Source organism: Nonomuraea sp. NPDC059023 (assembly GCF_042740095.1).
Lineage (GTDB): Bacteria > Actinomycetota > Actinomycetes > Streptosporangiales > Streptosporangiaceae > Nonomuraea.
Map to the genome: position 1 here is coordinate 139,234 of NZ_JBHYIO010000019.1, position 13,063 is coordinate 152,296.

Below are 13,063 nucleotides of genomic sequence, written 5' to 3' on the forward strand. Positions count from 1 at the left end.
GTCAGATTGCCGTGGAGTATTGCAGAAGAAATGCTGCAGCGAAAATTCTGCAATGTGCGGGCGAGAGGTTGTAAGCTCGCGGCGTGGCGAACAGACCGCCGATCCGGCAGCTCAGCGACCCAGGTGCGCTCAAGGCGCTCGGCCATCCGCTGCGACAGCGCATCCTGCAGCACCTCGGCATCAACGGCCCCGCCACGTCCACCACACTCAGCAGGGCACTCGGCGAGAACACCGGGACGCTCAGCTACCACCTGCGCCAGCTGGAGCACAACGGGTTCATCGAAGAGATCCCCGAGCGGTCGACCGGCAGGGAACGCTGGTGGCGGCAGATCAGCCGCGACCTGCGCTGGCCCTCGGCGGCCGAGCTGGACGAGGAGTCACAGCAGGTCCTCGACGACATCACCGAGTTCAAGGTCGAGGAGGAGGTGGAACTCGCGCGGCGCTTCTTCCGCGACCATCGGCGGTACGGGGAGTGGGCGAGGGCCTCCCGCGGGCTCACACATCTGAACCCGGAGGAGCTCGACGAGTTCTTCGAGGCGTACATGGAGCTGCTGTCCAGGTACGGCCGCGCGCCGGAGGACGCCTCACCCGGGGCGCGGCCGGTGTTCCTGCGGTTCTTCACGATGCCCGCCGCCGAGGACCCACCGGCCTGACGACGTCGACTCTTCGTCTATGAAACGTCTACCGGCCTCCCCCACCATGGCCTCCGTCCAGATCAGAAACGTTGGGGGGTCAACGATGAGGCCGATGCGTTTCGGCGTGCTCGGAACTGTTGAGGCGTGGCGGGAGGATGATCGCCTGGATGTGGGGACGCCACGCAACAGGGCGGTTCTCGCCCGGCTCCTGCTGTCGCCCGGGAGGGTCATTCCCGTCGACCAGCTGATAGACGATCTTTGGGAGGGCTGCCCGCCACCGCAGGCGCTGTCCTCGCTGCGGACGTTCATCTGCCGGCTGCGCCGCGTGGTCGAGCCGCCCGCCCGGGAACCCGGCCGGCCGTCCGTGCTGATCACCGAGCCGCGCGGTTACGTGCTGCGTGTGGACGAGGCCGCACTCGACTCGGCCATGTTCGAGCGGCTGCTGCGGCAGGCGAGGGCGGCCGCCGATCCGCGTACCGCCCTCGGTCTGATCGACGAGGCGTTCGGCCTGTGGCGTGGTCCGGCCTACGCCGAGTTCGCGCACACCCTGTGGGCGCGGGGAGAGGTGAGCAGGCTGCAGGAACTCCGTCTCGGAGCGACGGAACACAGACTCGACACCCTGCTCGCCCTGGGCCGGCACGCCGAGGCCGTACCCGAGCTGGAAGCGCACGCGCGCGCCCAGCCCACCCGGGAGGAGGGCTGGCGGCTGCTCGCCCTGGGCCTGTACCGCTCGTCCCGGCAGGGCGACGCCCTCGCCGCGCTGAGTGAGGCGCGTCGCTATCTGGCCGATGAGCTGGGTGTCGATCCGGGTCCTGAGCTGCGCAAACTGGAGGCGGACATCCTCGCGCAGACCTCCGAGCTCGACCTGCCGCCGGCGCCGGTGGCGGTCAGGAAGCCGGTCGTCCGCCTGCGCTGCCTCGGCCGCGACGATCAGCTCGCCGCCGCCGGAGCGGCCATGGCCGCCGCCGAGTCCGGCACCGGCGGCAGCCTGCTCTTCGACGGCGTCCCGGGCGCCGGCAAGACCCAGCTGCTGAGAGGGGTGGAGGCGCTGGCCGACATCCGCGGATTCCAGACGGCCTGGGCGCAGGCGCACCCACTTGAGCGCGAGTACGAGTACGGCGTGGCCCGGCAGATCTTCGAGCCGATCCTGTACTGCCTGCCGGCGCAGGAGCGGCGGCACCTGCTCAGCGGGACGGTCGAGCCCGCGGCCGACATCGTCTGGCACAACCGGCCCTCGTCGGGTGGTCCCGACGCGCTGCACGCGCTCTACCGGCTCGCCGTACGGCTCGCGGAGCGCGTGCCGCTGCTGATCGCCATCGATGACCTGCAGTGGTGCGACCTCGGCTCGTTGCGCTGGCTGGCCTACCTGGCCAGACGCGTCGAGCACGTCCCCCTCCTGGTCACCGCGACCAGGGCGACCGGCGTCCCCGCCGGCGACGATCAGCTGCTCGAGTCGCTCTGCTCGATCTTCGGCCTCGTACGCCTTGGTGGCCTGCCCGGCGAGGCGGCGACGGCCCTCGCCACCGAGCTGTTCGGCGCGGAACCGGAGCCCGCGTTCATCGCCTCGTGCCTGCGTGAGACGGGCGGCAACACGCTTCTGCTCACCGAGCACATGAAGGCGCGGGGTGCGGGCAAGCGGTCCACCTCCATCGAGCGGTGGGTGGCCGGCCAACTGCGCCACGCCGGTCCCGGGGCGACCGCGCTGGCCAGAGCGGTCGCGACGCTCGACCACGCGGCCGAGTTCCATGCGGTGGCCGACCTGGCCGGTCTGCCCGACGGCCAGGCGGCCGCCGCCCTGTCGGCGCTGGTCGGCATGGGAATCCTGAGCGACGAGTCCCCGCTGCGGTTCAACCAGCCCGTCGTACGGCAGGCCGTCATCGAAGGCGTGCGGGCCGGTGTCCCGCAGCTTGCCCTCAGTCCTTGACGTGCGGCTCCAGCAGCTTCGACCAGGAGTTGGACAGCTTCTCGTACTCGGTCGGGCACCTCGCGGCCCTCTCCTCCGGCAACCCGTTCTCGCCGACCCAGTCGGCGTAACCCTTGGGGTCGGAGCCGTAGATCCAGCACATGTAGTTGTACGCCCGCTGCTCGTCCATCGAGTGCTCGTCATAGAACGGCAGCGCGGCCCGGTCCTGGTCGCCGGCCGACGCGAAGTAGTAGTTGATCGTCTGGACGCTCGCGGAGTCGTCCCCGTCGCCCTGGGCCATGATGAACGCGGACAACTGGTCGGCCGCGTCGTCCTCCTTGCCGAGGGCGGGGAGGTCGTAGATGTCGATCACGGCGTGGCCGAGTTCGTGGTAGAGCGTGTCGATGAGGTTGGCCCGGCCGTGCTCGTTGTTCTCCTCCTCGGACTCGGCCTTGTCGCGGTACCGGGTGAAGCCGTCGGCCACGAGCTCGTAGCACATCGTGATCTTCTTCTCGTCCGGGCTGTAGTAGGCGTTCACCTGGTCGCACTGCTCACCGGCCAGGGTGACGTCGTGCGGCAGTTTGAGCATCCCGTTGAGGGTGGTGGCGAAGCCTTCGAGCACCTTGCCCGGCTTCAGCAGCTCCAGTCCCTCGGTGGCGGCTTCGGTGTCGGCCTTGCCGTACTCGGCGATGAACTTTCCCGCGGGTTCCTGTGCGGGTGCGGTCTCTTTGGCCACCGCCGGCTCGTCCGTGCCGCCGCAGGCGGACAGCACGGTGGCGAGGAGCAGCGCGCCGGCGCCGATCGTGAACTTGTTCCACTTCATCAAGAATCTCCAGGTCGAAGTCAACCCTTGGATCCTGCAGACACGATCTTGATGGTTGATGGACAGACGGTGTGCCGATGACCGGCGGCTCCGTCAATGTGCCGTCAATGGGAGATCGGCAGACTGCTCCGCCGGGGCCCGGCGAGATCAGGCAGGCGGTCGCAGTGGCGACGTCTCCGGCACTCATCGCACGTACCGCTCGACCGGGTTGAACCCGACATTCCGCCTCACGAAGGAAACAACATGTCCTGGTACAAGATCGCCCTGAGCGTCTCCGCTCTCACCCTCCTGACCCTGGGGACGGCGTCCTGCGGCTCGGGCGGCAGCGAGACCGCCGCCGTGGCCGACACCAAGGGGTGCAAGGAGATGCAGGCCCTCATGGGGAGCACGGTGACCGAGCTCCAGAAGCGGGCCGGGGACCTGGAGGCGATGAAGCAGCTCTACAGCGACAGCGCGCAGAAGATCAAGGCGCTCGACGTCGACGCGAAGGCCAAGGAGGCCCAGACCGCGGTCGTCTCCCTCTACGAGGAGCTGTCGGGGATCAGCACGCCGGAAGAGGCGGACACGTACACCGACCAGGCCACCGCGACCGTGTCGAAGCTGAACTCCGCCTGCGCGGCCTGAGGGGAAACCATGTTGAGCAGACGAACCATCATCAAGGGCGCGCTCGCCATCGGGGGCACGGCGGCGGCGACCCACGATCCCGGCGACCGCCTCGCGACCAGGCTCACATCAGCGGTGAAGGGCACCGTGCTGTTCCCCCGCGACCCCGGCTTCGCGGCGGAGCACGCCGGATACAACAGCGTCGTCCGGCACGCCCCCCAGGCGGTCGTGGTACCCGCCGACGCCGGCGACGTCCGCGCCGCCGTACGCCTGGCCGGCGTTCTCGGGCTGCCCGTCGCCGTGCAGGCCACCGGACACGGCATCAGCGCCGCCGCCGACGGCGGGATTCTGATCAACACCCGGCGGCTGAGCTCGGTGAAGATCAACCCGGCCAGGCGCGTCGCCAAGGTCGCCGCCGGCACCAGGATGCGGACGCTCGTCGAGGCCGCCGCCGCCCACGGCCTGGCGACGATCAACGGCTCCTCGCTCGACGTGGGCGCCGTGGGCTACACGCTGGGCGGCGGTCTCGGCCCCCTCGGCCGCAAGTACGGCTACGCCGCCGACCACGTGCGGGCCATCGACCTGGTCACCCCGGACGGCCGCCCGCTTCGCCTGTCACCGGGCAGGCACGCGGACCTGTTCTGGGCGGTCCGAGGTGGCAAGAGCAACTTCGGGGTCGTCACCGGCATGGAGATCGACCTGGTCAAGGCGGCCACCCTGTACGGCGGCGCGCTCTTCTTCTTCGGAGAGGCGGCCCGGCGGGTGGTCCGCGCCTACCCCGCCTGGGCGGCCAGGCTGCCCGAGGAGATGACGACCACGCTGGCGTTCATGCGCCTGCCCAAGGCGCCCACCGTGCCCCCGCCCCTTCAGGACCGGGTCGCGGTCCGCCTGACCGCCGCCCACCTCGGACGGGCCCAGGAGGCCAGACGGCTGCTCGCCCCGATGCTGGCCGCCGGGCCGGAGCTCAACACCATGGGCACGCTGCCGTACGGGAAAATCTGGACAATCTCCAATGATCCGCCCGTGGCGCCGCTGCCGGTCTTCGAGCGCACCGGGCTGCTCAGAAAGCTGGACGCCGCCGCCGTGGAGAAGCTGCTGACCCTGGCGGGCCCGGACGCCAAGCTGCCCTTCGGGCTGATCGAGCTCCGGCAGCTCGGCGGCGCGCTCGCCCGTCCGGCCGCGGTGCCCAACGCGGTGGGACACCGGGACGCCGCCGCCCTGCTCTTCATCGCGAACCCGGCGCCGGCGGACCAGGCCGGAGCGGTGCGCAAGCTGCAACAGCAGCTGATGGACGGCTTCAAGCCGCACCTCACCGGAGGCATGGCGGCCAACTTCATGAGCGGCGCCGACCTCGCCCCCGAGCAGGTACGCGCGGCCTACACTCCGGCTGATTACAAGCGGCTGACACGGCTCAAGCGGATCCACGACCCGCGCAACCTGTTCCGCGTCAACCACAACATCAGACCGGCATAACCCCGGCGGTTATCTTCCGTCAACCAGGTGTCGACGCACGCCGTCCACTCTCTGCTGTCATGACGTTTCAGTCTCTCCCACCAGAACAGCCACTCCCGGAGCAGGAATCGGCCAAGGGCAGCGTGCTCGAGGTCTTCGAGAAGATCGGGTCGGTCGCCGTGCCGATCGCCGTGGGCATGTACGCCATGCTGTATCTGGGGCTGGCCCAGGTCTACATGGTGTTCGGCATCACCCCCGAGCAGGCGGGCCTGGACCAGGCGACGATCTTCGGCCGGCTCATCGGCACCCTGATCCAGCTCTTCCTCGTGGCCCTGCCCGGAGTGGGGTTGCTCGTCGCGCTGGGCTGGCTGCTCAACCTGGCCACCCGCAGATCGGTCGGCCGGCTGCTGCACAGGCTCCGCGAACAGCCGTGGATCGCGGCCGCGGCGGGCGTCCTCATCTCGCTCGTCGCCTACTACGCCTACTTCGGCACGCTGTGGGAGCTGTCCGGCGGCACTCTCCTGGTGGCCGTTCTCCTTGTCGCCGTCCTCGGGCTCCTGGTGCCGTTTCGCCTGATGCGCCGGCACAACACCGGCAGGGCCGGCATGAAGGTGCTCACCGGTGCGCTGCTCGGCATCGGGCTGGGCCTGATGCTGGTCGCCCAGATGGTCCAGGGCGCCGTCGACATCGCCGCCAACGGCAACGGCAACGCCCTGCTGCAGACCGTCGGCTTCCAGAACCAGTGGGCCACCGTGGGCGACGGCGACGGCAAGCCGCTGCACAAGGACAACCCGGACGAGAGGTTCCTGCTCCTGGGCGAGAAGGAGGGCGCCTACGTGCTCTACGACTGCGGCAAGCAGGAGACCTTCCGTCGTTCCGTCGAGGGCACCACGCTCGGCCTGATCGAGTTCGACCCGGACTTCTCCGACCCCGAGACCGGCGAGGTCAAGGCTTGCGGGTACGCGCTGGAGGAGGGCGAGACCGGAGAGCAGTAGCCCTTGGGCGGCGTGGATCCGGTGAGCCCCGGCACGGCTCACCGATCCTGCCCGCCGTACCTGCTGCCCGCCTTGCGGGCTTTTCGACGCGGATCACCTGTCAGACAGCCCGTACGGGCAGGCCTGCCGTACAGGCTGACAACACCGAACTCCTACCGGACAGCCCAGCGATCCGGGAGCTTGATTCTCGCCGCACAGAGAATCGCCCCAGCGCTGACCAGGAGTATCGATGAAGCTGCCCGCATCCGCCGCCGGCCTTACAACGGCCGTCCTGCTCGCTCCCCTGACCGGAGCGCCCGGGACGCCGCCGGCACACGCGGCCGACGCCGGGGCTCTTCCCGCTCTGAACATGGAAGCCACCGTCAAGGCGGCCCAGATCGACCCGCGGCGGGCTGACAACACGTTGACCCCGGGCGCCAAGGCCAGTGTGCTCCTCGTCGAGCGGGCGCTGCGCGACCGGCGTCTCCTCGACACGAAGTGGGTTGACGGGTACTTCGGCACCACGACGGTGACCGCCTACGCCAACTACCAGAAGTCTCTCGGCCTCAGCGGTCTCGACGCCAACGGCCTTCCTGGCAAGACGTCGCTCACCAGCCTCGGCGCCGGCCGCTTCAAGGTCACCCGCATCGTCGACCCCGGCCCCCGGGTGTCCTCCGGCGGTTTCGTGGTCAACACCCGTACGCGAAAGATGCTGACCGAGGCCAAGCGGTTGCTCGGGCGCGACCTCAAGCTGGATCAGGGTTCGTACAACCCCGGCGGTGACCCCACGTCCGCGGGCACCCACGACGGCGGGGGCGTCGTGGACATTTCCGTGAAAGGGATGAACGCCGCCACCCGGACCGCGGTCCTGCGCGGGCTGCGTCTGGTGGGTTTCGCCGCGTGGGTGCGCAGTCCCCAGCAGGATGACTGGCCGTGGCACATCCACGCCGTGGCCATCAGTGACACCGCTCTCCCCCCAGGCCCAGGGCCAGGTCGGCGATTACTACCTCGGTCTGAACGGCCTCGCCGGCCGTGGTCCTGACGACGGCCCGAAGGTGACCATCCGCACCTGGGAGGAGTACCAGCGCCGGTGACTCCGCCGAAGCACAGCAACCCCGACACCACGGACAGAAGGAGAACAGCATGACAACGCTCACCAGGTTCCTCGCCGCGGCGACCGCGGCGATGGCGCTCGGCGGAACGGTACTCGCCACCACCGCGGCCCCCGCGGCGGCCGCGAACCGCAACGGCGTCTGCGAAGCCGGCGAATTCTGCTACTACTTCAACAGCAACAACCAGGGATCGGTCTCCGACTTCACCGGATCGGTCGGCGACTACGCCACCAAACAACCCTCCTGCTTCGACTTCAAGGGACCCGGCGCCGGCAAGGGCAAATGCATCAAGAACTCCGCCGCCTCCGTCTGGAACCGCAGCGCCAAAACCGTCCGCGTCTTCTTCAACAGCGGCCACACCGGCAAATTCCAGGACTTCGCCGCAGGCGCCAGAGGCAACCTGAACCCCACCCTCAAGAACCAGAACGCCTCACACCTGATCGGCCCGTCGTCTTCGACGCCCCGCGCCATCCTGTCGTTCTCCCTGTACGCGGCCAGAGGCCAGATCTCCACCGGCTTTGACGGCTACAAGAACACCCCCGGCCGGCACGAGGGCATCGACATCGTCCGGGGCCTGGGCGCGAACGTCCGCTCCTTGGTGGCCGGTCAGATCATCTACGTCGCGGAGGGGGGCCGCGGCAGCGGCCGGTCGAAACTCTCCACCATCTCCATCTACATGGCCTCGGTGAACAAGACGGTGATCTACCTGCACACCGATCCGCTGAACTCCTTGCGCGCGGGCCAGCAGGTCAGGCGAGGCCAGCTCCTCGGCACGGAGTCCTGGCACGGGGTGTCGAAGAAGTCGTCCGCGCACACCCACGTCGAGATGCGCCCCGGACGCCACCTGCGGGCGGCCAAGAGCGTCAGGGACTGGAAGCTCGAGAACCCGCCCCCCCGGCCCGTTCTGGAACTCCCAGGGCTACACCGTCAAGTAGTGAGGATGACGACTGTGCTCACCCGAACCGTACGGCTGCTCTCCGCGATGGCGCTCGGCGGGACCATGCTCGCCGCCACCTCGGCCCCCGCCTCGGCCGCGAACCGCAACGGCGTCTGCGAAGCCGGCGAATTCTGCTACTACTTCAACAGCAACAACCAGGGATCGGTCTCCGACTTCACCGGATCGGTCGGCGACTACGCCACCAAACAACCCTCCTGTTACGACTTCAAGGGACCGGGCAACGGCAAGGGCAAATGCATCAAGAACTCCGCCGCCTCCGTCTGGAACCGCAGCGCCAAAACCGTCCGCGTCTTCTTCAACAGCGGCCACACCGGCAAATTCCAGGACTTCGCCGCAGGCGCCAGAGGCAACCTGAACCCCACCCTCAAGAACCAGAACGCCTCACACCGGTTCCTGACGTCCACGCCGCCGGTCACCGGGTGCAAGTCCGACGGCACGGACACCAGGCTGCCCACGACGATCCTCGTGTACCGCAAGTCCATCAATCGCGTGGAACGGGTGGACTTCAAGACGTACGTCAAGAACGTCCTGCCCAACGAGTGGGTGTCGAGCTGGCCCAGGGAGTCGCTGCGGGCCGGGGCGCTGGCCGTGAAGAACTTCGGCTGGTACTGGGCGATGCGCTCGAACCGCAAGACCCCGGGCGGCCAGTGCTTCGACGTCTATGACCACACGTCGAGCCAGGTGTACAAGCCCGGTTCCGCGAAGGCGGCGACGAGCGCCGCGGTGGACGCGACCTGGGGCATCCGGCTGACCCGCGGCGGGAAGATCTTCAAGGCCCAGTACTGCTCGACGACGACGGCGTGCGGCAACTGGGTCACCGGGGACTGGATGTCGCAGAGGGGCTCGCGCGACAAGGCCAAGGCGGGCTGGAACTACGCCAGGATCCTCCGGAGCTACTACACCGGGATCGCCATCGGCTCCTGAGTCCCCCTCCCGGTTCCCCGCCGTGTCCCTTGCGGCGGGGAACTACCGTTTGTTGACGATGATCTGGAAGGTGACCGGGCGGCTTCCGGGGAACACGACCGTGCCGGAAGCGTCCACCATCTTGAACCGCGCGTAGCACAGCCCCGGCTTCATCGGCGTGGTGATGTCGGTCTGGATCTCGACCATCTCACCGGGTTGCGTGTCCTTGATCGGCACGTCGGCGACGGTCCGGCATTGATCGGCTTGCTGGGCGGGTTCGAGGCGCCGCAGTGAATAGCCCTTCCACCGCACACTCCCGGCGTTCTTGAGCCGCCACACCTTGGTCAGGGTCTCGCCGGTGCCGACGTGCATGCAGTCGGGGAGCGTGACGTCCGCGACGAACACGGCCGCATCGCCCTTGTACAACGGCGAGGCGGGCGGCGGGTTGCTCGACCGCACCGGGCAGCCGGTCGAGGACAGCGCGATCGACGCGCCGGCGGCCGGCGGGTTCGGGCCGGGATCGGCGGGGGTGGAGTCGCGGTCGACCACGACCACCACGAGGACCACCGCCCCCAGCACGACGGCGCCCGCTGCCGCGATCACGGCCGGGCGGGTCAGCGGAAGCGCCCGGCGCTCCCCCGCACGGAGACCGCCGGCCAGGGCTCCTGCGGCTCGGTGACGGGGCCCGCCGAGGTGTCCGCGCGGGGCTCCACGGCGCTCACGGATCTGACCGCCAGGTTCGCCCTTTCCCAATACGCGCGGTACGCGGCGGGGTCCGCGCCGCACGCCTTGACGAACTCGACAGTGGTCTCCCAGCTCGGGAGCCGGTTGCCCTTGACAGCTTCATGCAACGTCGTGTGGGAGATCGCCCCCGAGCGGCCGGACATTTCCCGAAAAGGTGGGTTGCCGACAGAGTTGCGCAGTTCCCGCAGGGACGCCGCGAAGTCCTCGATCGCCTCCGCACGTGCACGCCTGTCGTCCACCGTGTGAAGCTAACAGCACCCGCGGTCCTCACTCAACCCAATCCGGGTCCTACCCTGATGCCACCCGCGCTTCGATCCCGTCCAGCAGGCTGCGCAGCCCGAGGTCGAACGCCATCGTGGAGGCCTCGGCGGCGCTGCGGCTCAGACCGCCCTCCGTCCAGGCGCGCGCGATGGCGGGATAGCGGCCGACGTCGAAGATCTCCGTCCAGAACGCCTGCCGCGCCGCCCACCAGTCGGGGTCGGACTGGCCGCTGACCCGCTCGGCGTGCGCGTGTTCCGCCTGCGCGCCGGCCGCGGCGTCCACGAAGGTCACGATCGCGTCGGTCGCGGCCGTCGCCTGAACGGCGTCGAGGCCGGTGCCCGACAGCGCGGACAGCAGGTATTCCTGCCGGGCCAGCAGGCCGGGGCCCAAGGGCGGGCGCACGGTCGAGATCTCGCGGAGCCAGGGATGGCGCCCGTGCAGCGCCGAGGCCCGGTGAGCGTACAGCTCCACCTGCGCTCGCCAGCCCTCCGGCCGGGAATCCGTCCCGTACGGCAGCGCCAGCTCGCACCACGTGGCGTCCACCATCAGGTCGATCAGCTCAGCCTTGCCGGGGACATGCGTGTACAGCGACATCGTGCCGGCGCCCAGTTCGGCGGCGACCTTGTCCATGGTCGTGGCCTCAAGCTGGTCGCGGTCGGCCACGGTGACGGCCGCTGTGACGATCTGGTCGAGCGTGATCTTCGGTGGCCGCCCCCGGGCGGGCCGGTCACCGCCCACGGCGGCGCCACGCCACAGCAGCCGCAGTGTCGCGCCGGGATCGCCGCCGCCGCTGCGTTCCATCACATCTCCTCGCGTCCCATTTTCCGTACACGTTACGGTATTGTTTATCCGTAGGCGGTACGGAAATTCGAGAAGGGCTCAGAGGATGCGAGTACTGGTGACCGGCGCGACCGGCAACGTAGGGCGGCTGGTGACGAAGGGGCTGGTCGACGCGGGCGTGGAGGTGCGCGCCCTGACGCGGGATCCGGCCAGGGCCCACCTGCCCGACGGCACCGAGGTCGTGGCGGGCGACCTCACCCGACCGCGCACGGTGCAACCGGCCATGGCCGGCGTCGACCGGATGTACCTCTTCCCCGAACCCACCACGGCACGAGAGGTGGTCGCGCTGGCGGCGCGAGCGGGGGTGCGGCGCGTGGTGGTGTTGTCGTCAGGCGCGGTGACCGGCGGTTACGACACGACGTTCCACCTGCCCGTGGAGCGGGCGGTCGAGGAGTCGGGCCTGGAGTGGACGCACGTACGGCCGGGCGAGTTCGCGGCGAACAAGCTGTCCCTGTGGGGCCCGTCGATCCGGGCGGAGCGCGTGGTGCGCGACGCCCATCCCGATGCCGGCTGGTTTCCCGTGCACGAGCAGGACATCGCCGACGTGGCGCTCGCGGCCCTGCTGGAAGACGGTCACACCGGCAAGGTCTACGACGTCAACGGGCCGGAACTGATCAACCTTCGCGACCAGGTGCGCGCCATCGCGGCGGCGATCGGCGAGGAGATCCGCTTCGAGGAGCTCAGCCCGGCCGAGGCACGGAAGGTGTACCTCGCGCAGGGCGGGTTCGCCGCGGAGGCCGCGGACTTCCTGCTGGGCTTCACCGACTACGCCGGAAACCCGGCCGACCCGGCCGAGGTAGCGGATTTCGATCCGGCGCAGTTCGGCCCGCTGCCCACGGCCGAGGTCGTCACCGGCCGGCCGCCTCGGACCTTCGCGCAGTGGGCCCACGACCATGCCGCCGACTTCCGCGAGCGCGCCGGAAAGAGCGCTTGACGGGCTACCGGGTGGCGTTCATGGTCTTGCTGATCCAGTCGGCGTAGGCGGGCACGTTGGTGTAGAGGCCGGGGCCCTGCTCGCAGGAGGGGCTCTTGGCGCCGGGGCCGGAGGTGACGCCGATCAGCTCCCAGCGTCCGCCGCGGCCGCGCTGGATCTGGGGGCCGCCCGAATCGCCGTTGCAGGCCATGGCCTTGGGCTTCCGGCTGACCGTGCACAGGCGGGTGCCGCCGGCGTAGCCGGTGCCGCACTCGGAGACGGCGCCGCGGCGGGTGTCGAGCTGGCGGAGCTTGCCGGACATCTTCCATTCGGCGGGGTTGGTGCTGAACTCGGTGATGCCGAAGCCCATGATCCGGGTCGGCGTGCCGGGCTTGCCCGCCTGCTTGGCGATCTTGATGGGCTGGACGCCGACCGGCCGGTCCAGGCGTACCAGCGCGATGTCGTTCTTGTTCGGGGCGTTCTGGGCGTAGCCGGGGTGCAGGAACGCCTGTGCGATCTTGCGGACGGTGCCACCGGACGTGCGCTCGTCGCTGCCGATGCGTACCGTCCCGGCCGGGATCGAGCCGATCTCCATGTCGAGGCAGTGCGCGGCGGTCACGACCCACTGCGGGTCGATGAGGGCCGCGCCGCAGGTGCCGTCCGTCAGGCCCATGAGCGGGGCCGTGGTCGGGATGGTCGCCATGAAGGGGTAGGACTCGGTGGGCTTGGAGCCGTTGATGATCGCTCCGGCGCTCCCGGTGGTGGCCGCGAGGCAGGCCGCGCCGGCCAGCGCGACGACGGCGGAGCGGGAGACGGTGCGGCGGAACGAGGTGGTGCCAGACAAGGACAAAGCCCTTTCATTGGTCGTTTATGACGACTATGAAGCTATATGTCCGGCTTTTTGTGAGTGATCATGCCAGCAGGCCAACCTGCGGTAGGGAT

At 69.4% G+C, this 13,063-nt stretch carries 13 protein-coding genes; 8 read left to right on the forward strand and 5 right to left on the reverse strand.

The annotated features are described in order from the left end of the window. The first annotated feature begins 83 nt into the window (after positions 1-83). Both ACFWYW_RS30280 and ACFWYW_RS30285 read left to right on the forward strand, forming a co-directional pair. Positions 84-653, forward strand: a complete 570-nt coding sequence (locus ACFWYW_RS30280; protein ID WP_379619084.1) for an ArsR/SmtB family transcription factor — start codon at positions 84-86, stop codon at positions 651-653. A gap of 85 nt (positions 654-738) precedes the next feature. Further along, on the forward strand, positions 739-2,559 hold the full coding sequence (locus ACFWYW_RS30285) for a BTAD domain-containing putative transcriptional regulator (protein WP_379641115.1): 1,821 nt from the start codon (positions 739-741) through the stop codon (positions 2,557-2,559). Here the strand turns inward: ACFWYW_RS30285 and ACFWYW_RS30290 are convergent. Then, the gene (locus ACFWYW_RS30290) at positions 2,549-3,361 is read right to left on the reverse strand and encodes a DUF4344 domain-containing metallopeptidase (protein ID WP_379619080.1); all 813 of its coding nucleotides are present in this window, start codon (positions 3,359-3,361) and stop codon (positions 2,549-2,551) included. The genes ACFWYW_RS30285 and ACFWYW_RS30290 overlap by 11 nt on opposite strands. Positions 3,362-3,604: 243 nt before the next feature. On the opposite strand from ACFWYW_RS30290, the gene ACFWYW_RS30295 reads away from it, so the two are divergent. From ACFWYW_RS30295 to ACFWYW_RS30315, 5 genes are all read left to right on the forward strand, one after another. Then, positions 3,605-3,985 (forward strand): hypothetical protein, encoded by a 381-nt coding sequence (locus ACFWYW_RS30295; protein ID WP_379619078.1) that lies wholly within the window; start codon positions 3,605-3,607, stop codon positions 3,983-3,985. A 9-nt stretch (positions 3,986-3,994) separates the two neighbouring features. Beyond that, positions 3,995-5,437, forward strand: coding sequence for an FAD-binding oxidoreductase (locus ACFWYW_RS30300; protein ID WP_379619076.1), 1,443 nt, complete (start codon positions 3,995-3,997; stop codon positions 5,435-5,437). Between the two features lie 59 nt (positions 5,438-5,496). Next, positions 5,497-6,411, forward strand: coding sequence for a hypothetical protein (locus tag ACFWYW_RS30305; RefSeq protein ID WP_379619074.1), 915 nt, complete (start codon positions 5,497-5,499; stop codon positions 6,409-6,411). 229 nt (positions 6,412-6,640) lie between these two features. Further along, on the forward strand, positions 6,641-7,432 hold the full coding sequence (locus ACFWYW_RS30310) for a peptidoglycan-binding protein (protein WP_379619072.1): 792 nt from the start codon (positions 6,641-6,643) through the stop codon (positions 7,430-7,432). Positions 7,433-7,533: 101 nt separating this feature from the next. After that, positions 7,534-9,384, forward strand: coding sequence for a peptidase inhibitor family I36 protein (locus ACFWYW_RS30315; protein ID WP_379619070.1), 1,851 nt, complete (start codon positions 7,534-7,536; stop codon positions 9,382-9,384). A 42-nt stretch (positions 9,385-9,426) separates the two neighbouring features. Here ACFWYW_RS30315 and ACFWYW_RS30320 read toward each other — a convergent pair whose 3' ends face one another. Genes ACFWYW_RS30320 through ACFWYW_RS30330 form a run of 3 tightly spaced genes read right to left on the reverse strand, consistent with a single transcriptional unit; the run spans position 9,427 to position 11,169 of the window. Beyond that, positions 9,427-9,966: an NBR1-Ig-like domain-containing protein gene (locus ACFWYW_RS30320; protein WP_379619068.1), complete on the reverse strand. Its 540-nt coding sequence runs from the start codon at positions 9,964-9,966 to the stop codon at positions 9,427-9,429. Positions 9,967-9,977: 11 nt separating this feature from the next. Continuing rightward, positions 9,978-10,346, reverse strand: coding sequence for a hypothetical protein (locus ACFWYW_RS30325; protein WP_379619066.1), 369 nt, complete (start codon positions 10,344-10,346; stop codon positions 9,978-9,980). A gap of 49 nt (positions 10,347-10,395) precedes the next feature. Next, positions 10,396-11,169, reverse strand: coding sequence for a TetR/AcrR family transcriptional regulator (locus tag ACFWYW_RS30330; protein WP_379619064.1), 774 nt, complete (start codon positions 11,167-11,169; stop codon positions 10,396-10,398). A gap of 85 nt (positions 11,170-11,254) precedes the next feature. Here ACFWYW_RS30330 and ACFWYW_RS30335 point away from each other — a divergent pair, with 85 nt between their 5' ends. Continuing rightward, positions 11,255-12,142: an SDR family oxidoreductase gene (locus ACFWYW_RS30335; RefSeq protein WP_379619062.1), complete on the forward strand. Its 888-nt coding sequence runs from the start codon at positions 11,255-11,257 to the stop codon at positions 12,140-12,142. A gap of 4 nt (positions 12,143-12,146) precedes the next feature. Here ACFWYW_RS30335 and ACFWYW_RS30340 read toward each other — a convergent pair whose 3' ends face one another. Next, positions 12,147-12,965, reverse strand: coding sequence for a S1 family peptidase (locus tag ACFWYW_RS30340; protein ID WP_379619060.1), 819 nt, complete (start codon positions 12,963-12,965; stop codon positions 12,147-12,149). Positions 12,966-13,063: the final 98 nt, after the last annotated feature.

Coding starts and splice junctions, on each gene's coding strand:
- ACFWYW_RS30285 (WP_379641115.1), top strand. CDS start 739: ATGAGGCCGATGCGTTTCGGCGTGCTCGGAACTGTTGAGGCGTGGCGG.
- ACFWYW_RS30290 (WP_379619080.1), bottom strand. CDS start 3,361: ATGAAGTGGAACAAGTTCACGATCGGCGCCGGCGCGCTGCTCCTCGCC.
- ACFWYW_RS30295 (WP_379619078.1), top strand. CDS start 3,605: ATGTCCTGGTACAAGATCGCCCTGAGCGTCTCCGCTCTCACCCTCCTG.
- ACFWYW_RS30300 (WP_379619076.1), top strand. CDS start 3,995: ATGTTGAGCAGACGAACCATCATCAAGGGCGCGCTCGCCATCGGGGGC.
- ACFWYW_RS30305 (WP_379619074.1), top strand. CDS start 5,497: ATGACGTTTCAGTCTCTCCCACCAGAACAGCCACTCCCGGAGCAGGAA.
- ACFWYW_RS30310 (WP_379619072.1), top strand. CDS start 6,641: ATGAAGCTGCCCGCATCCGCCGCCGGCCTTACAACGGCCGTCCTGCTC.
- ACFWYW_RS30315 (WP_379619070.1), top strand. CDS start 7,534: ATGACAACGCTCACCAGGTTCCTCGCCGCGGCGACCGCGGCGATGGCG.
- ACFWYW_RS30330 (WP_379619064.1), bottom strand. CDS start 11,169: ATGGAACGCAGCGGCGGCGGCGATCCCGGCGCGACACTGCGGCTGCTG.
- ACFWYW_RS30335 (WP_379619062.1), top strand. CDS start 11,255: ATGCGAGTACTGGTGACCGGCGCGACCGGCAACGTAGGGCGGCTGGTG.